We start from the raw sequence: 22,801 nt of genomic DNA, 5'->3' as shown, positions 1-22,801 counted from the left end.
ATATTTGGACGGGTTTACTCGGAGCGCGGATCGCCTGAATTCACTCAAACGTAGCTCACGCAGGGCGCGTCGCACACGGTTGCTGCTCCCCCACAGAGCCGCTGCGATCCACAAGATCAAGACAATTGGGCGATTACAACGCCTCGGTGCCAGTTTCGCCAGTACGGATGCGAACCGTATCGAGCAGTTCGGATATGAAGATTTTACCGTCGCCGATTTGTCCCGTTTGAGCGGCATGCATGATCGTATCGATTGCCGACTGCAGACGTTCGTCGTCCACGACGACTTCGATTTTGACCTTCGGCACGAAGTCGACCGCGTACTCGGTGCCGCGGTACATTTCGGTATGGCCTTTTTGGCGACCAAAGCCGCGGACTTCGGTGATGGTCATGCCGACCACCCCAAGCTCGGAGAGGGCGTTCTTTACGTCTTCCAGTTTATAGTGGCGAACAATCGCCTCGATTTTCTTCATGTCCGCTACTCCTCGAAACGGGAAGGCTTGCCAGAGCGGGTGCCCTGGGTCCGTTTAATTCTAGCAAATTTCTGTCGACAAGCCCAACCACACCTGGTGGCCTGCGGATGTTCCCTAAAAGTGGGTTTGTACGGCAGTTTCGGGCTAGAAGAGGATATACCCCTCTTCTTCGTGCTGGCTGACGTCCAGGCCGGAACGTTCGTCTTTTTCGTTGACTCGCAGTCCCATGACCACGTCGATCAGCTTGAGCAAAACATAGGTTACGATCACGCTATAGACCCAAGTCACCAGCACGGCCACGATTTGCCCCAGCATGATGTCGCCATGCTCGAGCAATCCCAGCGGCTTGCCCTGCCCGGTGATGTCCCAGCAGGCCCGCGTGGCGAACACGCCGGTCAACACGGCTCCCAGCGTACCGCCTACGCCATGCACGCCGAAGGCGTCGAGCGAGTCGTCGTAGCCGAGCTTGTTCTTCAGGGTACCGCAAGCAAACGCACAGACTACGCCGGCCAGGGCCCCATGAAGAGAGCAGGCATCGGGTTCACGAACCCTGCGGCCGGCGTGATGCACACGAGCCCGGCCACCGCGCCCGACGCGGTCCCCAGCACGCTTGGCTTGCCGCGCGAGATCCACTCGTACAGCGCCCAAGCAACTGCTCCTGCCGCGGCCGAGAAATGGGTGACCGCAAACGCGCTGGAGGTCAGGTGGTCGCTCGCCAGTTCGCTACCCGCGTTAAAGCCAAACCACCCCACCCACAGCATCGCTGCTCCCATGGCCGTGTAAGTAAGGTTATGCGGGCGCATGTCGTCGTGCCCCCACCCGATGCGGCGGCCAAGCATGATGGCACAAATCAAGGCCGAGATGCCCGAACTGATATGCACTACCGTACCACCGGCAAAGTCGAGTGCACCGCCAGCCCACGAATTTGTCCGGGCGCCTTCGAACATATAGTTATCGGCGTCGAACGCCAGGATGCCGCCGTCCCATACCCAGTGACACAACGGGCAATAGACCAGCGTACCCCACAGTACGACGAACACGACCATCGAGCTGAACTTCATCCGCTCGGCAAACGCACCGCAAATCAGTGCAGGGGTGATGATGAAGAACATGCCTTGGAACAGCATGTGGGTGAGCAAGGGAATCTGATACGTCTCGCCTTCGTTGAACATCGGCTCGACCAGCTCGCCCCCCTCGGGCCAACTGCGTTGCACGTTCTGCATAAACAAATACTCGCCATTGCCGATGTACGGATTCTCTCCGTTGTCGTTGCCACCAAAAGCCAACGAGTAGCCATACACGGCCCACAGCACGGTCATCAGTCCCATGAGGAACAAGCACTGCATCATCACGCTCAGTACGTTTTTCTTGCGGACCAAACCACCATAGAACAGCGCGAGCCCCGGGGCGGTCATGAACAGCACCAGCGCTGTGCTCGTGAGCATCCAGGCGTTGTGCCCCGCCAGGGCGGCTTCTTCGGCCGTTTTCTGGGCGGTCTTCACCTGTGCCTGCAGATCGACATCGGAGGGGTCCTGAGCCAACGCCGATGCTCCGCAGAGCACGAGTGCTACGAGCCCAAGCACCAAACCTCGTCGCAATAGAGCACCATCGCTCATTGCCAAACCTCCAATATGAGAAAGCTAAGGATCAGATCGATTTGCAAGACAAGCATTTGGCGAGCAGCAGGCGGTTCCCCCCGGCCGTTAACTGCCAAACGTGCGGCTTCTAACATAGCGATATCGATGCCATTTCGTAAAGGTACGGCGTTTCGCAGGTCCGACTGGGGAGCGTCCACTAGAAGAAAAATGAACGAAATTCCCGACGACTACCCCACCCTGATCGACTACCCACCGCCGGTGGACAAACTAAGATTCCTTAGAGGAGTCCCCACCCGCACGACGGAGAGTTTCCAAGATGCCCTCGCCGACGACCGACTACGACATCGAAGTGTTCTACGACGGACTCTGCCCGCTCTGTGTCCGCGAGATGGACATGCTGCGTCGGTGGGACCGCAACGATCGCATCCGCTTTACCGACATCACCGCCGAGGGCTTCTCGGCCACCGAGTTGGGCATCGACTACCAGCAGCTCATGGACCGCATTCATGGCCGGCTGCCCGACGGCACGATCGTCACCGGAGTCGAGGTGTTCCGCTATCTGTACGGTGCGGTGGGCTTTCGCTGGTCGGTGGCCGCCAGTCGGTTGCCGATCGTCAAGCAACTGCTCAACGCCGCGTACGTGGTGTTCGCCAAGAATCGCCTGCGACTCACCAGGCGATGCGATACCAAGGGCTGCTCGCTGGAAGGCAATCGCCCTGCGTCCTAAGCTCGGCGGGGAGCTTGCTACAAATTAGAGCGTTTTCAACGTACGTGTTCCGGCTACTCGATTGTAAGCTGCGGGAAAATCGACCGCCATGTAAGAACATGGATAGGCCATACGCACTAGACCAAGCCCCATCGCTTTCGCAGGTACCACTCGAGACCTACCAAGCCGACCATCGCGAGCAGCACGGGCCACTTATCCCAGTAAGTGATCCGACGAACGACTTCCGTTTTGAGTTCCGGTTTTTCGTCGGCCAGCTTCTTGAGCAGCGAGGGCAGCTCCTCGGGGGCAAACGCCTGACCGCCCGACTCGTCGGTCATCTTCGCCAGGCTTGCCAGCAAAGCTGGCTCGGCGCCGGGGCGGTCGAGCTCCAGGTCTTGGCTCGGCACGAGGAACCGCGCCTGGGCGGTGCCGATCACTTCGCCTTGAATGCTGGCGATGACCTGCGCCAGGTAGTCGCCTGGTTGGTCGGTCGTGGCAAACGTGCCGGCTCGTCGTCCGGCATCGGTCGCTACGGTTGCCAGCGGAGCGGTGGTACCGTCGGGCAGTGTGATGGTGACTTCGAAGTCGATGGTCGCCTGCGGGTTGTCGGAATCGCGCGGAGTGGCTCCGACTTCCATGTCCAACCGCCCACCGCGACTGATACGCCGCGTCGCCAGATCGATCCAGACCTCGCCCTCAGGCGTGCCATCTTTCTTGGCGAGCCAGAGCACGACCTGTCGCCAGAAACGGCGGAACTCGTCGCCATGGTTTTGCATCTTCCAGCGCCAGGTGGTATCGCCGGCGAAGGCGAGCGTGCGACCGTTGCCCGCCTGACCGGCGACAAGCAGCGGATGCCGCGCGGCGTCGGCACTTTCGGCCAGAACCTGCGAGTTCGCCTTGAGCGAATTGCGCGACAGGCGATTCGCCCCATCGAGCGGCGGCAAGGCCTCCCAGCCGCTGCCCGGCGCGGCGTTCGGCAAGACCTGCATCACCGGATGCGTCGGCCCCACGTTGCCCGAAGGACGCATCGGCAGCGGCCCTGCGATGTGCATGTCTTGTCGCAACGAGTCGCGGAAAATCTGCCGCTCGGCCAGCCCCATGGTGATCGGCAACACGTCGGCCATCGCCGTATCGCGATGACCACCGGGGCCGAAACTATGGTAGCCACCGGTCATCAGCAAGCCGGCTCCCTGCTGCACCATGGCGGCCAGCGCGGTCCAGCTTTCCATGTTCAACGCGTCTTTGTCGACGTTCGCCAGAACCACTACGTCGTACGCACCGGGTACCAGTTCGCGGCGCAGGTCCTGCTGCAAGCGAGTGTAGTTGAACAGCTTGGTGGTCACGAGGATGTCGGGCGACTCGGCAATGGTTCGCGGAACGAACGCCTGCTCCACTCCGCCGCCGCCACCGATTCGCGAAGCACCATACAAGTAGAGCACCTTGATGCCCCCTGCCCTGACCGTGACGAACGTACTCGACTCGTTATTGGTAGTAATCAGTTCGCCATCGGGGCTTTCGGCCCGCATGGTCAGCTTGTACTCCCCAGGCTCGGCCGGGGTGTATCGCAGCACCACTGGCATCCGGCTATCGGCGGTCACCACCGCTTGCCGAGTGGTGTCGACCACCTCCATCTTGCTGGTGCCGTACGCGGCTTTCTTCTCCCACAAGAGCTGCACGGTCGCGTCGCGATTGTTGTACCCTTCGGCGTGCAACTGCCCACGGACCTGCATCGGCGCGTTGGCAAACACGGTGCCGCTCACCAGCAAGTCTTCAATCGCCAGATCGGAGCGATCGCTATTGCCGGGCTGGCCAAAGTAGAACGTATAGAGCGGAATGCCCTCGGCAGCGTACTGGCGGGCGATCAACTGCGGCGCGGCATCGAGCGGTGGCACCGCCCGCTGGGCACCGTCGCTCAGCACCAGTACTCCCCGCAGGCGTTCGTCTCCTTCGGTGTCGAGCAACTCCTGCAGCGCCGCTCCCAATGGCGACTGCTGCCCATCGGGCGTGGCTGGCAGCTTGATGCGCCCCCCTTCCATCTCGGCTGGCTCTACGGTCTCCGCGAACGAATACGCCCGCACCTTCCAGTGCTCGCCCATCGAGTCGAGATCGCTGGCCGACGAGTTGAGCAAACGCTTCATGGCATCGAACCGCGAGCCGTTGTCGACCGCGTCGGCCACCTGCATGCTTCGCGAACGGTCGGCCAGAATCAGCAAGGTGGCTTCCTCGGGCGTGCTCTCAGTAAACGTGAGCGTGGGTCGCAGCATGGTGAGCAACAACAGCACGATCGCCAGCAGTCGCAACAGTTTGAGCGTCAGCAACCGTCCGTAGGGAACTTCCACGTGCCGCGGAACCACTCGCGCAAGCACCACCAGCAGCATCGCAGCGACAATCGCTACGAAGACATAACCGCCGACGGGATAAAACGTGAGAGACATGAACGAACGAAAAAAACGGAAGTGGACTATTGGATTCTGTGGTTACTGCCTGGCATAAAAACGGTCGGCCAAAAACTGCTCGGCCCCCAAGGCCAAGGCCACCAACGCAATCAGCCACCCAAACAGCTCGCGACCTACGCTACCGAGGTCGATGCTGCGGGCCAGGTTGCTATGGCCTTCGACAAGCTCGGCACGATCCTTCCCGAGCGCGGCCACCAACTGCGTGGCATCGGCTCGCTGCAGGCGACCCACGCTATCGGCGGTGTTGATGCTGAAGCCTCGATCGAACCGCGCCTGAGACCCGCCCGACTGCACGCGATAGTTACCGATCTCGCTGGTGGTGGTCACCACAATCTCCTGCTGTCCGGGCGACAAGCTCTGCGGCAGCGGATCGCCAGTCGGCGGGCGGAGCACGAAGGTCGCCAGGTCGCTACGGCGCGGCAACGGCAACGTCATCACTCGCCCCGCCAGATTGTTCAGCGGCTGGGTATCGGCTCCCACCAGGTAGTCGGCGGTACCTTCGGTCAAAGCCAGGAAGGGCCACGGATCGGGATTCGTCGGCAACAGGTTCCAGGGGTCGTCGCTCGCGCGATCCGCTCCGGTGGTCGTAAACAGCAACACCCGACCTGCACCGAGAAAGCCTTCGACAATCGCTGGCGACCCCTCGGCATAGGTGGCCACCACGTTGGCGGCCGGATCGGGGATGCCGATCGACCAAAATTTGAACACTGGGAACGCGGGCCACGGGGTCGCGGCACCGATGTCGGCCAGTTGCTTGAGCACCGGATGGTTGTAGTTGTTCGGCGACAGATAGGTACTGCTAGTAGTCACCCACCGCAGCTCCGCAGGGAGCAACAGCTTGGAAGCAGGCGTGTTAAACGCTTCGAGCTGCCCCACCGAGTGACGACCAAGGTACACCGCCAGCCCGCCGCCCGATTGCACGAAGTCGCTAAGCTTCCGCCAGCTATCGTCGTGCAGCGGAGGTGGATCGAGCAACAGCACCGCGTCGTAGCTGGCCATGTTGGTAGCTGGCAGTTGGTTGTACGAGATGCGATCGCAGCCAAAACGAGCCGCGGCGGTTTGGGCCAACACCGAGGGGGCCAACGCTTCGGACATCAACCGAGTGGCTGCTTCGTCGATGCCAACCAGCAGCAACTGCGGAGGGGCTTCGACTTCCACGGTGAAGTATCGCGTGTTGTCGATCGTCAGAGGATCGTCGCCCGAGAGTCGCACGTAGCCTTGATGCACCCCACCAGCCAGACCAGCCAAGGGGAACTCTACCGCTTCGTTCGAGGTGCTCAGCGTCACCGAGGCGTCGCCGCGTTTGGTTGGTTTCTTGCCTGGTTCGTCGAGCCACAACTCCACACGGCGACTGGTGCCAGCCACCTCGGCGGTGGAGGTCACATAGGTCCGCAGCGTGACCGACTCGCCGGTGGCCAGATGCTCGGCCGAGAGTTCCAGCTCGCCCAGCCCGGCGTTGATCGACTTCGACTCGCCGACGTCGACCAGATAGAGTTTGGTCGCGGGGTGTTCGTCGAGCGCGGCGACCAGTTGCGTGACCGCGGCATCGTTCCAGGCGGCTTCCGCCAGGTCGGTGAACACGTAAATCTCACGACGATGGTTCTCTCGCTCCGCCACCAGGCGAATCGCTTCGTTCACCGCATCGGCCAGCGACGGTGCCGACGTAGCGATCTTCGCCCGCTCGACTCGCAGCAACGCCGAGTCGCGATCGCCGAGCTTCGCCCGCCGCGAACGGCCCGGCTCGACGACGGCCAACTCACTGTCGGCCGGCAACTGTTCAATCAGCCAGGCGGCGGTCTCTTTGGCTTTGTCGAGCCGCGTTTGATTGTCGGAGAGGTAGCTCATGCGAGGCGAGTTATCCATCACCACCGCGGCCGCCAGGCCTTCGCTACCAGCGGCCGACAACCCCGTGCCCCGCCATACGGGACGCGACAACGCGAGCGCGAGCAACACGATGAACGCACAACGCAGCGCCAGCAGAATCCAATGCCGCAACTGCAACCGCGTTTGATTCGTGCTCTGCCGCTTGCGAACGAAACGGAGCGCCGGAAACTCCACCCGCTTCGGCTCCCGGCGCATCACCAGATGCAAGATAACCGGAAGGGCTATCAAAGCAGCGCCAGCAAGCAAGGTGGGAGCGAGGAAAGACATGGGGAATGGCTATCGGCTATCGGCTGTCGGCTGTCGGCTGTCGGCTGTCGTTCGGATCTCGCAGCCTCTTCAGGAGCGAGGCAAGCATTCGTTTAACTCGTTGTATTTCTGCTTCCAATGTGGCATGCAATTCGGCTTTCAACAACTGCAAGTCCCTGGCCAAGAGCAAGTGGTATTCGACTTCGCTCGCTGACCCAAGTGCCACTTGAACAAACCTAGCAAAATCTGCATCTGTGCCTCGACCACATCCCTCAGCCAGGTTGGCACCAATCGAAGAAGCTGCTCGCCGAAGTTGAGAAGTCAAACCAAACCGTTCATCACTGGGAAACGAGCGAGTCTCGAGATAGACCTTCAACGTAAATTCATGCGCAAGCTTCCACACATCAAGATTTCGAAAGTTCTGCATCTTAGGTTGCTCAATTCTGCTCGGTGTTTTCTTGCTTGCCGACAGCTGATAGCCGATGGCCGACAGCCTCTTACGCCCTCTGCCTGCGTGTCACCAAATACTCCATCAGCGCGCGGTCGAAGGGCATGCTGGTGTCGAGGGGAACGTAGTCGATGCCCGACTTGAAGCACTCGGCGCTGTACTGATCGCGGAATGCCTTGAGCTCTTCGGTGTAATCCTTTTTAAAGTTATCGGCGTCGACTTCGAGTTTTTGTTTGGTTTCGGGATCCTCGAGTTCCATCAATCCATGGAAAGGAAAAGCAACTTCGGCTTCGTCGAGCACGTGGAACAAGATCACATCGTTGCCGCCGTGGCGGAGTCGGCGGAGCGACGAGATCGTGTCGTCGGCGTCCCCTAGCAGGTCGCTGAATACCATCACCAGGCTGGCATGCTTGATCATCGCGGCCAGTTGCGTGAGGCTCTTGGAGATATCGGTCTCGCCGACAGGTTCGAGCTTCGCCAGCACCGACAGCACGCTGGCAATCTGCTGGCGTTTGCTCTTCGGCGGCAAGAACTGCTCGATCTTCTTGCCAAACGTCACCAGCCCGACCGGGTCGTTCTGCTGGATCATCAAATAGCAAAGCGCGGCCGCCAGGCAGATGGAGTAGTCGAACTTCGTGAGCTCCTGCCGGTAGGTGTAGGCCATCGACCGGCTTTGATCCATCACCAGGTAGCCAGTGATGTTGGTCTCGGCCTCAAACTTTTTGGTGTAGTACTTATCGGTTTTCGCGTAGACCAACCAGTCGATGTCCTGCGGATTGTCTCCGTGCGTGTACTTACGATGCTCGCTGAACTCGACCGAAAAGCCATGAAACGGACTGGCATGCAGCCCCTGCAGAAAGCCTTTGACAATGAACTGCGCGCGCAAGTCGAGCCGCTTGATCTGCTGAATCACTGCAGGCTTCAGGTATTGCTCGACTGTGGCCATAAGAACGTTCTAGGGGATCTCGTTGCTGTTTTGGGAACAGTAATCTTCGCTAATCATCACTAATGAATGGATATCAGCGTCGATTAGCGAAGATTAGCGTTCCCCTTCTTACCACTCGCTGCGTGAGATCCTTCGGTCGCTGGAAGCTCCTTCAGTATGACACATCGCAATCCTCGTAGTTCGCGTTAAGTGGTTTGAATCACCATGTCGGCTTGCTGTGGTTCGTCTTCGTCGTACTCGGAAACAAACAGATAGACAGCTCCGCAACCCCATGCATTCTTGGCGCTTTCGGAGCCGCACAGCTGCCCAACAAAACTCATAACGCTTCCGTCATCGTCTTCGGGGTACTCAGGATTCTGATACCAGCTAGGCCATCCTCCCAACTTCGAACACTCCTCATTCAGTCCAAGAATGCTGTCGTCCATCTCGAAATCTTGTGATTGTGTCGCCGGAAAGGTCTCCCAAATATCAAACAAGTTCAGAGTCTCACTCCCGTCAAGCCGTTGCACTTTAGCGACCGGAGCACGAGACTCTGCGACCACCTGTAATCCATCGGGGACGCACTCAAGATCGGAGAATAGCTGGACACTATACCGCAACTGATGCCCCTGATCCGTCCAGCCAAAAGGCATTTTGCCTTCGAGAGTGCAACTGTCGCAGTAATGGAACGATAACAAGGTTGGCGGCTGATCGAATCCAGGTACTTCATCCACACGGATTTGCATGACGAATGACATGAGATGTCCGTCGACGCATTTGGGGCGGTCAACGTTGCTAGGCCACCACGGCGTGCCACCAACTTTCGTCGTTGCTATCGCGCCCAGGTCGCCGGACACAAATTGCAGTCGCTGATACGGACGCTCGTACTCTTGAAGCAATTTTCTCAATCGTGAATTTGTCATGCTCGCGCCAACATTGCATCCAGAGAAACACACCAACGATCCCAAAGCAGAGCCAGCGAGGAAACACCTTCTTGTTAGATTCCTGCCATCACCTCTCATCCGCGTCGATCCTGCCAAATCCGCGAATATCCGCGTCCCATCCCAAAGCATAGCTACCCCTTCTCCTGAAACTTCGGAATCTCGGGCGTGGGGATATCTTTTACCAGGCGGTTCACGACGTCTTCGTTGGTCATGCCTTCGGCCTGGGCTTGGAAGTTGGTGCTCACGCGGTGCCGTAGCACGGGGATGGCGCACTTTTGGATGTCTTCGATCGCGACACTGAAGCGGCCGTCCATGGCGGCCAGGGCTTTGCCGCCGTGGATGAGGAACTGCCCCGCGCGGGGGCCGGCCCCCCACTCCACCAGTTCCTTCACGAACTCCGGAGCCGATTCGTCGCGTGGGCGGGTGGCCCGCACCAGCGAGGCGACATACTTGATGATGTACTCGCTGACCGCGACACTGCTGACGAGTTTCTGCAGGTTGAGAATCGCCCGGGCGGAGAGCACCTTATTTGGCTCGTGGCGCTCGCCGCGGGTGGTCGACGCGAGAATCCGCTGCTCTTCGTCGAGCGTGGGATAATCGATTTTGATGTTGAACATGAACCGGTCGAGCTGGGCTTCGGGCAGCGGGTAGGTGCCTTCCTGCTCGATGGGGTTCTGGGTCGCGATGGTAAAGAACGGCTCCGGCAGGTTGTAGGTTTCCTGGCCCACGGTCACCTGACGCTCCTGCATGGCCTGCAACAGCGCGGCCTGCGTCTTGGGGGGAGTACGGTTGATTTCGTCGGCGAGCAGAATGTTGGTGAAAATTGGCCCTTCGACAAACCGAAAGTTTCGCCGGCCTTCGTCGTCTTCCTCCAGCACGTTGGTGCCGGTGATGTCCGAGGGCATCAGGTCGGGCGTAAACTGGATTCGCTTGAATCCCAGGTCGAGAATCTTCGACAGGGTGCTGACCATCAAGGTCTTCGCCAGCCCGGGCACGCCCTCGAGCAGGCAGTGGCCACGGGTAAAAATGGCGGCAAACATCTGTTCGATCACCAGGTCCTGGCCGACGATCACTTTTTGCAGTTCCTGCTGCATCACCATGCGATGCTGCCGAAATTCTTGCAAAATGTCGCCTAAATTACGTGGCTTGTTTTGTTCGGGAGGCGGCGTGGTGCTCAATTGCGATATCCTGTGCTGACGGCCGAGGGCGGCAAACGTTTCATTCTATCGGTGCTTGCGACTAGCGACAATCTGCAATAGTTAGGGTGGTGGCCGAGGTAAATAACGTAGCGTACGATACTTAGGCTCAACGTTGGTTGTTCGCCCTGCACCGAGGAGTACGACATGCGCGACGCGCGCACTTTACTAATCGTTACGATCGCCGCACTCCTCCTATTCCCACCATTTGCACGGGGAGCCATCACGGCGGCCGATGTTACTGCGGCCATCGACCGGGGACGCGACTATTTGCTCCGCGAGCAATCCCCCCGCGGCACCTGGAACGACTCGGTCGGCACCCCCGGCGGTGTCACCGCCCTGGCCACCCTCGCCCTGCTGAACTCGGGGGTGGATGTCGATAGCGTGGCGATGCAGAAATCGCTGAAATACCTGCGTACTAGCGAGTTCAATGGCACCTACACCGTGGCCCTGCAGACCATGGTGCTGGCTGCGGCCGAGCCGAAACGCGACCGTGCGATCCTCGAGCGGAATGTCCGCTGGTTCGAAGAAACCCAGATCAAGAATGGCGGGAACCGCGGTGCCTGGTCGTACCCCGGATCGGGCGGCGACAAAAGTAACTCGCAGTTTGCCGTACTCGCGCTGTACGAAGCCCAACGCGCTGGCATCAAGGTCGATCCGGCCGTCTGGGCGCTAGCGGCCGACTTCTGGCGACGCACCCAAAATCCTGATGGCTCCTGGGAATATGGCAACAATCCACCCTCCGGCAGCATGACCTGCGCCGGCATCGGCGGGCTCGTCATCACCTCACTTGCGGTCGACGAAGGCGACGCCCGCGTGGCTGCAGGGCGTGTGCTCTGCTGTCAGCAGCACGAAGACGACAAGCACCTGGAAGCCGCCCTCGCCTGGCTGGGGCAACACTTCTCGGTCGAACGCAATCCGGGGCCGCTCGCCATTAGCGAGAGCTGGCACTTCTACTACTTATATGGTGTCGAGCGGGCGGGTCGCCTGAGCGCCCGACGGCTGATCGGCAAGAGCGACTGGTATCGCGAAGGGGCCGAGTACCTGGTGAACCACCAGGACCCGCTCGCCCACTTCTGGAAAGGGAATAGCACCGAAGGCAACCCGCACATTGCCACGTCGATGGCGTTGCTGTTCCTATCGAAAGGTCGCTGGCCGATCGTGATGGGGAAGTTGCAACATGGTCCCGGCGACGACTGGAACAATCACCGCCGCGATGCTGCGAACCTGACCGCGTATGCCGAAAAGAAGTGGGAGTCGAAACTCACCTGGCAGATCATGAACCCCAGCAGTGCGACCGTCGAAGACCTGCTGCAGACTCCGGTGATCTACATCAGTGGCAACCGCGCGCCGGAACTCGAACCGTATGCCAAGAAGCTGCGCGACTACATCGACCGTGGCGGCTTCATCTTTGCCGAGTCGTGCTGTCGCGACTCCGAGCAATTCAACGGCGGCATCCGTCGGCTGATGGCCAAGGTATTCCCCGAACCGGAGTATCGGCTACAGCAAGTGCCAGCGAGCCATCCGATTTGGCGCATGGAGGAAGTCACCCGCCCCGAATCGCCGTACGTCGGCAAACTGTGGAGCGTGGAGTATGGTTGCCGCACCTGCGTGATCTTCTGCGAGGAAGACCTATCGTGCTACTGGGAGCTGAACCGCCCAACGCGCTCCGACGAGTACCCCGTGGCCATCGAACAGCAGATCGACGACGCGATGACCATCGGCATCAACGTGCTGACGTACGCCACCAACCGAGAGCCGAAGACCAAGGAACAAGGTTTTGTCGACGAGTTTGCCGCCGACGCGAAGAACCAGATTCAAGGGCGCGGCACGATCGAAGTTGCCAAGCTTCGCCATGGCGGGGGATGCGACGACGCTCCTGGCGCGCTGGCCAACTTACTGCGTACCGCTTCGCAAGGGCAGATCAAGCTTCGCATTGCCGACGACAATCGCTTGATCAGTGCCGGCGGCGACGACCTGTTCCGCTACCATATGGTGTTCATGCATGGCCGGCACGATTTCCGCTTCACTCCGGCCGAGCGAAACAACCTCCGTAAGTTCCTCGAAAACGGCGGCACCATCCTGGCCGACTCCATTTGTGCATCCGACGCGTTCAGCAAAGCGTTTCGGCGAGAGATGTCGCTGGTGATGCCCGACGACTCGCTCGAGCGAATCGAAGCAACCGACGACCTGCTGTCGACCGCCCACGGCGGTTACGACCTGAAACGAGTGGAAGTTCGCGACCCGCAACCAGCCGAACAAGACACTCCGCTCGCCGCCCGAGTGCGGCAGCGTGAACCCGAGCTAGAAGGCCTGAAGATCAACGATCGGTGGGGAGTGATTTTCTCGCCGCTCGACCTGAGCTGCGCCCTGGAAAAGCACGAAGCAATCGAATGCCGTGGCTACACCCGCGAAGACGCCGCACGAATCGGCGTGAACGTGATTTTGTATACGCTCGATCCTTGAGTGTGCGAATTGCATACGGGCGATCTGCCCCCTCTAGAATCTATCGGCGGGAATTCGCACCTTGCGCCATTCCGCACCTTCGCCTGCTAGCTTGCCAGTATTTCACTTATTATTGCGCACTCACTATTTTTCAGTAGATACATAGCTATTTCGATCTTTGCAAACTGCGTTTCCAGAACGAGATTATTTGGTAGACTCGGTGAACGCCCTCTTCTCATGACTCCGCCAGTCACACCCACCTGCTGTACTTTTCTCAGGCGCTATCGACATGAAGTCACCGATGAAATCGATTGTCAAACGCGCGGTGCGTGTCGATGGCATCTGGGCCGCGCTGAATCACACCGTGGTGCCGGCGGCAAAGTACATGGAGTACGCGAGGTACGTGCTAGCGCCGCAGAAGCTTCCTCCGTTCGATCGCGATATCTTCGCCGACAAAACGGTGCTGCATGGCAACTTCGCTGGCATGAAATACCCCGACATGCTTTCGATCGGCAGCATGCTGTATCCCAAACTACTCGGCTCGTACGAGCGGGAACTCGAACCGCTGATCGCGAAGCTCTGCACGCAGCCTTACACCGAGATCGTCGACATTGGTTGCGCCGAGGGGTACTACGCGGTCGGCCTGGCGATGCGCATTCCCACGGCCAGGGTGTTCGCCTTCGACACAAACTCCGACGCGACGCAGCTTTGCAAAGCGATGGCCGCTGCGAATGGAGTGGGCAAGCGAGTGGAGATCGGCGAGTTCTGCGATGGCGAAACACTGCGCACCCTGCCCTACTCGGGCCGGGCGTTGATTGTGTGCGACTGCGAGGGCTACGAGAAGCAACTGTTCGACGAGCCCACCGTACGGGCGATGGCTCCGCACGACCTGTTGATCGAAACGCACGACTTCATCGACATCGAGATCAGCACCACCCTGCAACGGATGTTTGAACCATCACACCACGTGCAGTGCTTCACGTCGATCGACGACATTCAAAAGGCAAAGTACTACGACTATCCCGAGATCGCCGACATGAGCCTCGAGCACCGCCGGCAAGTGGTGCGAGAGAACCGCCCTGCGGCGATGGAATGGTTGTATCTCACGCCGAAGCAGGCCGACAGGGTCTAGTCCACCGCAACGGCCGCATGGCAATAGGGGCAATTGCCATCGGGAGTGAGCGTTGTCGATACCATGTTACACTTTGGGCACTCGAACGCATCGATCGTCTCCCCTCGTAATTCCGGATGCGCTTGCATCAACCGTTGTTCGAGCATGTGCACCCGCATCGACAATCGCTTGAGTTGTTCGTCGGGGTCGCAAAAGTGCGCCACCACGTTTCGAAACGTCGCGTACCCAAACGCTAGCAACAAGCACAAGATCAGCAACTTGTAGTTGGCCTCAAACTCTAGCCTATACTCTGTGACTAGCGACGCGAAGATCACCGCCAACACCACGGTGCCAAAACAGGCGGCAAAACTCTCGTAGAAACGAAGCATGGAATCTCCTGTTCGCCAAACCCACACTGATTGACAACGCCCGCTGCTAATTGGATGAAAGCCGCGGGAGCCTCAGAAAGTTAGCTCATCCGAGTCTCCCGCGGCCGCTTTCCGTCATTATTTCCCAATCACTACCCGTGTGCCCGACCACGAATCGTGCCAGCCCACAGGGCGAGATCCACCCAGAAACGAGAAGGCCTCAAACGGCACGAACCGCGAAAGCGAGCGTCCCAGAAGTTGCTGGAACGAAGGCCGGCGGCCGTCGACATCTACTACTTTGGTTCCAGTCAGCATCTTACCGATGGTCTTCTGGAAGAGACTCTCCATAACCAAGAAGTACACCACCGCAACAATTAACCCCATGATCATCGCGACGACAAACAAGGTGGACTGCTTCTCTGGGGTTATCACCTCCCCCGGTCGAATCATGGCGGCACCCACGGCCACCCCAACCACACGAGACACAATTTGCAGGACGATGTTATCGATAATCAGATTGAGAAGTCGCTTGCCTTGGGTGGCGATCGGCAACTCCACGTCGACATTGTCGACCACGTTCCCCGGGCCCAGCGGATTGGAAACGGGACTTGCATACGGATTCTGCTGGGACATAGCTCACTTCTCCCTCGGCTTGACCATGGTTTACAAGGTGTTCTGCAGGTGGCTGCCCCCCTTCTCAACGGCCTATCTGCCGAGGGAACTCCTACTCTGCTACTGGCAATTACAGATCATACTTCCCTCGGTCCCTTCGTGCCATCACCCCAGCACTTATACCCCATACCGCCCCCACGAGTGGCCGCTACCCTCGCTTTGGACGACGACGTTGACTAGGCTCGCTCGCGTTTCAAGGCGTCGATCATTTTCAGCGAAGCGGTTGCCGCCAGCAGCGTGGCAATCGCATACCCGACCGTCCACAATTGCAGGTCACCCTCCTCCTTGGGTCCCACGACAGCCATGAACACTGCGGCCGGCAAGGCAGTCATCACCCAAGCCAGCGCGAGACGAGAGCGTCGCTGGCCATCCACCATCGTCCACTGCAGCAGCGCGACTACTGCTTCGACTGGAAGGAAGTACCACCCAAACATCGCCACAAAAGGAGTAGCCAAAACATAAAACGGCCCCGACACGATGGCCAACAACGTGGCGGTGCCAATCAAGTGCATCGCGATCGTCGCCAGCAAGATGGCAAGCAAAGCAGTGAGAGCATCGGGTTCTTCCCCTGAAGTCTCTTGCATCGCGCCTGCTCGGTCACACTCCTGCTGCGGTCCCTTACCAGGGGGAATCGATACGCTCATCTATCACTCTTCTCTGAGGCTGTTCACTTCACCACGCACCGGAGAAATCACCAGTGAATCACATTTTCTTTCATGTAACCCAAATGGTATAGGGGTCGCCAGGGAACGATTTTGGGCGGATACCGCATCTTCCCCTGCTCCATGGCGACAGTTCTAATGAAGGCTCGAAGTTCACACGGCCGCTTCGATTGTTTACCTCAAGGGACTTTGGTGGTCCCTGCTGATACCAGGAGCTTCGCCGACAGTGATCGCGTTACGCATTGATGAAGCCAGCAAGTCGTTCGGTTCGCTACGAGCGGTCGATGGCTTAAGCCTGCAGATTTCGCGAGGCGAGACCTTTGGGCTGCTGGGTCCCAACGGAGCTGGCAAGAGCACCACGATCAGCATGCTGGTCGGCTTGCTCTCGCCCGACGAAGGGGCCGTGCATATCGAAGCCGGCGCGAGCGGGCCCCCGAGCTCGCCTGCCGTGCGCCGGCAAATCGGCCTCGCCCCGCAAGCGTTGTCGCTCTACGAAGACATGACCGCGCTGGAGAACTTGCAATTCTTTGGCAAGCTCTACGGGCTGCACGGGCCGCACCTCAAGGAGCGGATCGAATGGTGCTTGGACTTCAGCGAACTCGGCGATCGCAAGCACGACCGGGTCGTTGAGTATTCCGGCGGCATGCAGCGACGGCTCAACCTAGCAGTCGCCCTGATTCACGAGCCCTCCATCGTGCTGCTCGACGAGCCAACCGTCGGCGTCGATCCACAATCGCGGAACCACTTATTCCAGTGCATCGAGCAACTGCAAGACTCGGGCCTGACGATCATCTATACCACTCACTACATGGAAGAAGCCCAGCGGCTGTGCGACCGCGTCGGTATTGTCGATAGCGGTCGTTTGCTGGCTTGCGACACCGTGCCCGAGCTGATTCGGCAGCACGCGGAAACTTCGACCTTGAGCGCGACACTGGTGCATGTACCAGAAAACGTGCAGCTACCAGGCGAGGTGCTCGACGGCCAATGGCAATGCGAAGCGGTCGACGCCATGCAAACCATCTCGCGGCTCGCCCAACAAGGGGTCGAGTTTGCAACGCTCAACCTCACGCAACCCACGCTCGAAAGCGTGTTTCTCACGCTCACCGGCAGGAGCTTACGCGACTGATGCATGCAATCGTCACCATGGCCCTGAAAGATCTGAAACTCCTGATGCGCGACCGCCTGGGCGCGTTTTTCATCTTCGTGTTCCCCGTGCTGATGGGCATATTCTTTGGTGTGGTCATCGGTGGGCTCGGGGGGAACTCGCGGGGCACCATGCAAGTGGCCATGGTCGACCAGGACAACACCGAAGCCTCGGCCAAGTTCATTGAACGTCTCGGCGCGAACAAGAGCATCGAGCTGATAGCGACCGACTTGCAGGACGCCCAACAGCAGGTGCGCAAAGGCAACTACGCGGCCATGATCGTGCTGCCTGAGGGGTTTGGCGACCGCGCAGGCGCACTACTCGGCGAACCTCCCACGCTACAACTGGGGATCGATCCGTCGCGAGTCGCCGAAGGGGCCATGCTACAAGGCTTCGTCATGCAAACGATGGGCACGCTCATCAGCGATCGGTTCGACATCCCCGCCCAGTTGCAATCGTGGGTCACGACTACCAGCGAGCGAATCGCGGCTGCCGAGAACCTCGACCCTCGCGGCCGGCGGGTGTCGCTCGACCTGCTGGAGCAAATCGACAAACTCCTGACGCCTGCCGAGTCGGCTACCGACTCGCCGAACACCGAGGCATCGAGCAGAGGCTTTAAGTTCGAGTTTGCCAAGATCGAATCGATCGACGTCACCCGCGAAATCGATCCGTCAAGCGTCCGCGGGCAACTCAAGAAGATTCGCTCGCGATGGGATGTTAGCTTCCCCCAAGCCATGATGTGGGGCGTGCTCGGGTGCGTGGCCGGCTTTACGATCTCGATCGCCAGAGAGCGAACGATGGGCACCATGGTACGTTTAAGCGTCGCTCCGGTGAGCACCTTCCAGGTGCTAGCAGGCAAAGGGCTCGCCTGCTTTCTTGCCGCCATCGGGGTGATCGTGATGATGACCTGCCTGGGTCTGACGCTCGGCATGCGGCCGTTGAGTTTTGCCAGTCTGGCGGTTGCTAGCTCGTGCATTGCGTTCTGCTTCGTGGGCATCATGATGACACTCGCCGTGCTGGGGCGGACCGAGCAATCGGCCGCTGGCATCGGCTGGGCCTGCAACTTGGTGATGGCCATGTTCGGCGGCTGCATGGTGCCGGTGATGTTCATGCCGAGATTCATGCAAGACTTTAGCGGCCTGAGCCCCATCCGCTGGGCGATCCTTGCTCTCGAAGGAGCCATCTGGCGGCAGTTCACCTGGAGCGAAATGCTAACACCTTGCCTGGTGCTGATAACGGTTGGGATTGCTGGTATCCTGTTAGGCACGGCCTTGCTACGTCGGCAAGCCAAAGTCGCCTACTAACGCGTACCGCAATGGACGATCCGCCTCCTCCCCGCACCTACCGACTTCAATTCTCTGTCGCAGGGTTGTTGATTACGACCACGCTCGTTGCCCTGTTCTGCGGACTACTTTCCATCGGTAGCTTCGAGCTAGCAATACTTGAAGTGTTCGTGTTGAGCCTGCTTCTGATGGTCTTCGGCGCGCACCGCGGACGTGAACACCCCTCCTGGGCGGTGGGATGCCTGGTTGCCGCAGTCGGCTACGCTGCGTTGAACTTCGGCTTACTCGTTTCGACGCTCGCCATCGACGCGTTTGCCATCTTTTCCTCGGGCTACTTTCTATTTGCATTGGTGCTAGTCCCCCTATTCTTCGCTGGAACCATGCTGCTGATGGCCATCGGCCGACGACGACTACACTGGACCAGCGTGCTCGGCTACGTACTCTGGGTAGTTTTCGTCGCGATGGCCCACTTCTGGTTGATTGCCGGTATTTCGGCGAGTGTGTGACGGATCTTGATCACACTCGCTACAATTATGCCTCCGACAATTCCAGCATTCCCACCAAACAGGCGACTTTGTTGGGTGGGGCTGGTTAGGCTACAATCAGCTGTTTGGGGGATGTGCTAGGAATGCCGGCCGTGGACTTAATGCACAGAGAGCTTCTCGCCATGAAAACCTATTCTGTCAGTGCGGTGTGGTTGGTTTACCTGATTGGTTCGGTGTGGTTTCACAGCAGTGCGACGATCTGGTCGCAGACATTGATCGAAGTGCCGCCCGATCTCGCTCCCTCGTCGATTGGTTCCGACACCACACTTCGCGTTGGTACCGGCGGGGTGCTTGGCGAGGATTTCCTGGCCGGCACGACGGACGATTCTGACAACATCTCGGCCTCCATCTCCGGCGGCGTGGTCGGCTCCGGTCTGCAGCTGGCTCCCACCGATCAGTCGGGCGGGTCGGTCACCTTCTCGGTCACTGGCGGATCGCTCGCGAGCCTTACCGCCAACACTGGCAGCCAAGGCATTATCAGCGGTGGTTCCGTTCGCGACCTGTTCGTTCCTGGCGGGCAGGTAGAAGTTGCCGACATGTCACTGCGGAGTATCGAAGTCGGTGGCTCCGGCGGTCAGGCGGTCCTGCATCAGGTCGACTCACAATACGCGACCGTGAAGGGAGGCGCTGCATCGAGCCAACTCGAACTCGATGGCGGAACGATCGATCTGATGTTTGTCGACACCGGTGAGCAAACCTCTGGCACCGCGAACCCGGGAGAAGCCAACGCGACGATTCACGCAGGCACCGTAATCCAGGCCAACGTCGGGACTAGCAGTGGCGGGCGATTGGTGATCGAAGGAGGCGAAGTGCTCAACGCTCGCGTCGGCGGAAGCCTCGATAGTCGACTACTGCAGCACAGCGGCAACGTGACCTTGCTGCAGCTCCGTGACGATGGAGTGCTGACAATGACCGGAGGGCAACTGCAATCGGCCCGCACCGCCGGCGATCGCACGACCATTCACTGGCTGGGGGGCGAGATCGACTCGCTCGACCTCTCCAGCGGCACCGACCATGCAGTGCATCTGTATGGCACCGCGTTTTCGCTGAATAGTTTCGACATCACCGAGTACCTCACTCCGGGCCTGGCCGCGACAATGCCGACCGGGGTATCGATCACAGCCACGCTGATGGATGGCCAGACCTATACGCTGCCGAGCGAGGCCAACATCGCCAGCGAAACAACCGTAACGCTACTGCTGCCTGGCGATTACGACCGCAACGGCACTGTGAATCTCGACGACTACCAGGTGTGGAAGCAGCAATTCGGTAGTGAGGGCGATGCGTTGCAGTTCGCGGCCGATGGCAATTTCGACGGAGTGGTTTCGCTGGCTGACTACACTGTTTGGCGCGACCACCTGGGGACTTCCATCGAAGCGTCCGACGCTCTATCGGTAAGCGCAGTACCAGAGCCAGCAACCTCGACCACGCTATCCGTGATATTGCTGCTAACAACTGGCTGCGGCTATGCAACTCGCCGCACCGCTTCGCAACCTTGATTGATCGCGTTGGTTGATCACATGGTGACCGGAGCTTCGATCAGTCGGTAGTGCTGTAAGCCTTCGATGATGCCAGCCGCGCAGTGGGCGTTGGCAAAGTAGACCTTGTTGGTCTTGCTGTTTTTGAGCGTCGATAGTTCCTCGTCGTAGTTACCAACGACGATGCCAGCAGTCTGGCCCATGAGCATATCGCGATCGTTGCCCGAGTCTCCAGCCGTGGCGACGCGATTGAGCGGTACGTTCCACTTACCCGACAGGTAGCGGACCGCCTTGCCCTTCGACGCTCGATGCGGCAGCAGATCGATAAACGTGCCATGCGAGAACACTAGCGTGTAGCCCACCTTCGCGCGGGCGAGGTGCTCGTGGATCAGCGCGAGCGCGTCGTCGGCGTCGGCCTCGGCGTCGAGGTCGTAGCTTACCTTAAACTCCCGCTGCGTGTGTTCCGCGGTTTGCAGGGTGAGGAACGACAGTGGATCGAGCGCTTCGTGGATCCGATCGGGCCGCCAGCGAGCGCGGAGCTGGCTCGCCCAGCCTTTATCAGGCACGCGGTCGCGGCCGTAGTAGATCTCGCAACCAACCGAAGCGATGACCACATCGATTTCCTCGATGCCGTTATCCTCCAAGGCCTGATTCACGAGCTCCAAGGCCCGCCCCGAAGCGACGCCAAAGCCCATGCGATCGCGGTTTTCGTGAATGATCTCCTTCAGCGACTCCAACGCGGCATCGTCGCCGAGTAGCGTGTTATCGATATCGGTGATCAGCATGCAATCGAGCGTCGCGATCCGCCGCCCGAGCGGCGAGCGAACCGTGGGGGGGGGCTTCGCCACGTCGACCAGTTCGTCGATCACTTCCAGGTATCGCTCGCAATGGCTCTCCCAGGTGTAGAACTCGCGAACGCGGTTCACACCGTTGGTAGACGCTTCGGTCCACGCCATGTTGTCGGTAAGCAGCTTGATCATCGAGCTGGTGAGCTGCTGCTGGTCGTTGACGTCGACCAGCAAGCCGCTTTTGCAGTTCTCTTCGATGTCTTGCGGGCCGCCATTTTCGGTGACGACGAATGGCAATCCAGTAGCCGACGACTCGATGGCCGTGAGGCCGAACAGCTCGGTGAACGCGGTGTTCACGAAAATACCCCGGCTGGCGGCGGCCAACCGATAAAGTTCGGGCACCTCGTACTCCGAGTCGTGATTCTTGGGAATCGCCATCTTGCCGTACAGGTCGTAGCGATCCATCGCCAGCAGCATGTCGGTGAGTACCTGCTGTTCGTTGTCGGGCATCGTTTCGATGTCCTGACGAATGCCGGCAAACACGGCCAGGTTGGCGATGGCTTTCAGCTCGTTGCTTTGACCGTAGGCATCGATCAGCGCACCGATGTTCTTCCGGCGGTCGGGCCGGCAGAGGGCGAGGATCAATGGCTTGTCCGAGGCCAGATGAAATCGGCCCAGGTCGTGATTCATCCGCACCCGTGCTTGCTTGAAGCGTTCGTCGATCTCCGCGCTCGGCATGTCGTACTCATAGTACGGGAAGAACCGCTCGAGGTCGGTACCGGGCGGGATGACCTCGAAACGCAGGTCGCCGTCGCGGAAATAATCGCGATACTGGTGGTCGCGTTCGTGCCGAGTGCTGGTGATCACCAAATCGGCGACTGCCAGGCAATCTTGCTCGACGTTAATGCGTTGCTCGATGGCCAGCTCTTTGTTTGCTTGCTCGATGGTCCAGCCTTCGCTCTCCAAGTAATCGAGCTTCGGCTTGCCTAGCGAGTGTCCAGTGAACACGAACGGGGCGCCGAACATCGAGGCGACTTCCTTGGCCACGTACCCCGCGTCGGCGTAGTGACCATGCACCAGCGCCGGCTCGCGACCTTCGCGGCGGGTGAACGAAATCATCGCGTCGACATACTCGTCGAGGTGCGGCCAGAGACGCTCCTTGCGAATGTACTTACCACCGCCGCACGGCAGTCGCACGATTCGGCAATTCGGCGTCAGCTGCTCGATCTCTTCCGCGTAGTCTTCCGACACCCGGCGATCCTTGATGCGCCGAGTGAACAAATCGACTTGTTCGACTTGTGGAAATTTACTGAGGGTCTTAGCGAGCTCCAGTACATAGCGCACCTGACCACCCGTATCCGCGTCGCGCCCCATCTCCACACTCTCACCACGGATCAGCCCGTGGATACTGATCAATTGCAAATACATCT

General features: G+C 59.5%; 18 protein-coding genes and 1 pseudogene. 7 read left to right on the top strand and 12 right to left on the bottom strand.

Features of this window, described 5'->3' with window-relative positions; genetic code table 11:
* Positions 1 to 133: 133 nt before the first annotated feature.
* Both Pan181_RS03485 and Pan181_RS03480 read right to left on the bottom strand, forming a co-directional pair.
* The gene (locus Pan181_RS03485; RefSeq protein ID WP_145245504.1) at positions 134 to 472 is read right to left on the bottom strand and encodes a P-II family nitrogen regulator; all 339 of its coding nucleotides are present in this window, start codon (positions 470 to 472) and stop codon (positions 134 to 136) included.
* Between the two features lie 144 nt (positions 473 to 616).
* A pseudogene (locus Pan181_RS03480) lies at positions 617 to 1,887 on the bottom strand (ammonium transporter).
* A 499-nt stretch (positions 1,888 to 2,386) separates the two neighbouring features.
* Between Pan181_RS03480 and Pan181_RS03475 the strand changes: the two are divergent.
* Positions 2,387 to 2,797, top strand: a complete 411-nt coding sequence (locus tag Pan181_RS03475) for a thiol-disulfide oxidoreductase DCC family protein (protein WP_145245503.1) — start codon at positions 2,387 to 2,389, stop codon at positions 2,795 to 2,797.
* A 116-nt stretch (positions 2,798 to 2,913) separates the two neighbouring features.
* Here the strand turns inward: Pan181_RS03475 and Pan181_RS03470 are convergent, their stop codons facing one another.
* The 6 genes from Pan181_RS03470 to Pan181_RS03445 all read right to left on the bottom strand — a co-directional run bounded on the left by Pan181_RS03470 (position 2,914) and on the right by Pan181_RS03445 (position 10,806).
* Entirely contained in the window at positions 2,914 to 5,211 is a 2,298-nt protein-coding gene (locus Pan181_RS03470; RefSeq protein ID WP_145245502.1) for a glutamine amidotransferase, read from the bottom strand.
* A 42-nt stretch (positions 5,212 to 5,253) separates the two neighbouring features.
* The gene (locus tag Pan181_RS03465) at positions 5,254 to 7,383 is read right to left on the bottom strand and encodes a BatA domain-containing protein (RefSeq protein WP_145245501.1); all 2,130 of its coding nucleotides are present in this window, start codon (positions 7,381 to 7,383) and stop codon (positions 5,254 to 5,256) included.
* Between the two features lie 16 nt (positions 7,384 to 7,399).
* A complete protein-coding gene (locus Pan181_RS03460) occupies positions 7,400 to 7,789 on the bottom strand; it encodes a four helix bundle protein (protein WP_145245500.1) in 390 nt (129 codons plus the stop codon).
* Positions 7,790 to 7,859: 70 nt separating this feature from the next.
* Complete coding sequence (locus Pan181_RS03455; RefSeq protein ID WP_145245499.1) at positions 7,860 to 8,756, bottom strand: DUF58 domain-containing protein; 897 nt, start codon at positions 8,754 to 8,756, stop codon at positions 7,860 to 7,862.
* A 185-nt stretch (positions 8,757 to 8,941) separates the two neighbouring features.
* Positions 8,942 to 9,658, bottom strand: coding sequence for a DUF1963 domain-containing protein (locus tag Pan181_RS03450; protein WP_197528875.1), 717 nt, complete (start codon positions 9,656 to 9,658; stop codon positions 8,942 to 8,944).
* A gap of 152 nt (positions 9,659 to 9,810) precedes the next feature.
* Positions 9,811 to 10,806: an AAA family ATPase gene (locus Pan181_RS03445; RefSeq protein ID WP_145251980.1), complete on the bottom strand. Its 996-nt coding sequence runs from the start codon at positions 10,804 to 10,806 to the stop codon at positions 9,811 to 9,813.
* Positions 10,807 to 11,022: 216 nt separating this feature from the next.
* Here Pan181_RS03445 and Pan181_RS03440 point away from each other — a divergent pair, with 216 nt between their 5' ends.
* A complete protein-coding gene (locus Pan181_RS03440) occupies positions 11,023 to 13,341 on the top strand; it encodes a DUF4159 domain-containing protein (protein WP_145245497.1) in 2,319 nt (772 codons plus the stop codon).
* Positions 13,342 to 13,621: 280 nt separating this feature from the next.
* Complete coding sequence (locus tag Pan181_RS03435) at positions 13,622 to 14,452, top strand: methyltransferase (protein ID WP_197528874.1); 831 nt, start codon at positions 13,622 to 13,624, stop codon at positions 14,450 to 14,452.
* Here Pan181_RS03435 and Pan181_RS03430 read toward each other — a convergent pair.
* The 3 genes from Pan181_RS03430 to Pan181_RS03420 all read right to left on the bottom strand — a co-directional run bounded on the left by Pan181_RS03430 (position 14,449) and on the right by Pan181_RS03420 (position 16,115).
* Positions 14,449 to 14,820, bottom strand: a complete 372-nt coding sequence (locus tag Pan181_RS03430; RefSeq protein WP_145245495.1) for a hypothetical protein — start codon at positions 14,818 to 14,820, stop codon at positions 14,449 to 14,451. The genes Pan181_RS03435 and Pan181_RS03430 overlap by 4 nt on opposite strands.
* Positions 14,821 to 14,937: 117 nt before the next feature.
* The gene (locus Pan181_RS03425) at positions 14,938 to 15,432 is read right to left on the bottom strand and encodes an RDD family protein (protein ID WP_145245494.1); all 495 of its coding nucleotides are present in this window, start codon (positions 15,430 to 15,432) and stop codon (positions 14,938 to 14,940) included.
* 215 nt (positions 15,433 to 15,647) lie between these two features.
* Positions 15,648 to 16,115 carry a hypothetical protein gene (locus Pan181_RS03420; RefSeq protein WP_145245493.1) on the bottom strand — a complete coding sequence of 156 codons (468 nt, stop codon included), beginning with the start codon at positions 16,113 to 16,115 and terminating at the stop codon, positions 15,648 to 15,650.
* Between the two features lie 244 nt (positions 16,116 to 16,359).
* Between Pan181_RS03420 and Pan181_RS03415 the strand changes: the two genes are divergently transcribed.
* The 4 genes from Pan181_RS03415 to Pan181_RS03400 all read left to right on the top strand — a co-directional run bounded on the left by Pan181_RS03415 (position 16,360) and on the right by Pan181_RS03400 (position 20,604).
* Positions 16,360 to 17,259 (top strand): ABC transporter ATP-binding protein, encoded by a 900-nt coding sequence (locus Pan181_RS03415; protein WP_197528873.1) that lies wholly within the window; start codon positions 16,360 to 16,362, stop codon positions 17,257 to 17,259.
* Positions 17,260 to 17,276: 17 nt separating this feature from the next.
* A complete protein-coding gene (locus Pan181_RS03410; RefSeq protein WP_197528872.1) occupies positions 17,277 to 18,581 on the top strand; it encodes an ABC transporter permease in 1,305 nt (434 codons plus the stop codon).
* Positions 18,582 to 18,592: 11 nt separating this feature from the next.
* The gene (locus tag Pan181_RS03405; RefSeq protein WP_145245491.1) at positions 18,593 to 19,066 is read left to right on the top strand and encodes a hypothetical protein; all 474 of its coding nucleotides are present in this window, start codon (positions 18,593 to 18,595) and stop codon (positions 19,064 to 19,066) included.
* 161 nt (positions 19,067 to 19,227) lie between these two features.
* Positions 19,228 to 20,604 (top strand): hypothetical protein, encoded by a 1,377-nt coding sequence (locus Pan181_RS03400; RefSeq protein ID WP_145245490.1) that lies wholly within the window; start codon positions 19,228 to 19,230, stop codon positions 20,602 to 20,604.
* A gap of 17 nt (positions 20,605 to 20,621) precedes the next feature.
* Here the strand turns inward: Pan181_RS03400 and Pan181_RS03395 are convergent, their stop codons facing one another.
* Positions 20,622 to 22,799: an HAD-IIB family hydrolase gene (locus tag Pan181_RS03395; protein ID WP_145245489.1), complete on the bottom strand. Its 2,178-nt coding sequence runs from the start codon at positions 22,797 to 22,799 to the stop codon at positions 20,622 to 20,624.
* Positions 22,800 to 22,801 lie beyond the last annotated feature (2 nt).

This window comes from Aeoliella mucimassa (genome assembly GCF_007748035.1).
Taxonomy (GTDB): domain Bacteria; phylum Planctomycetota; class Planctomycetia; order Pirellulales; family Lacipirellulaceae; genus Aeoliella; species Aeoliella mucimassa.
This window is presented reverse-complemented; position numbering and strand designations above follow the sequence as displayed.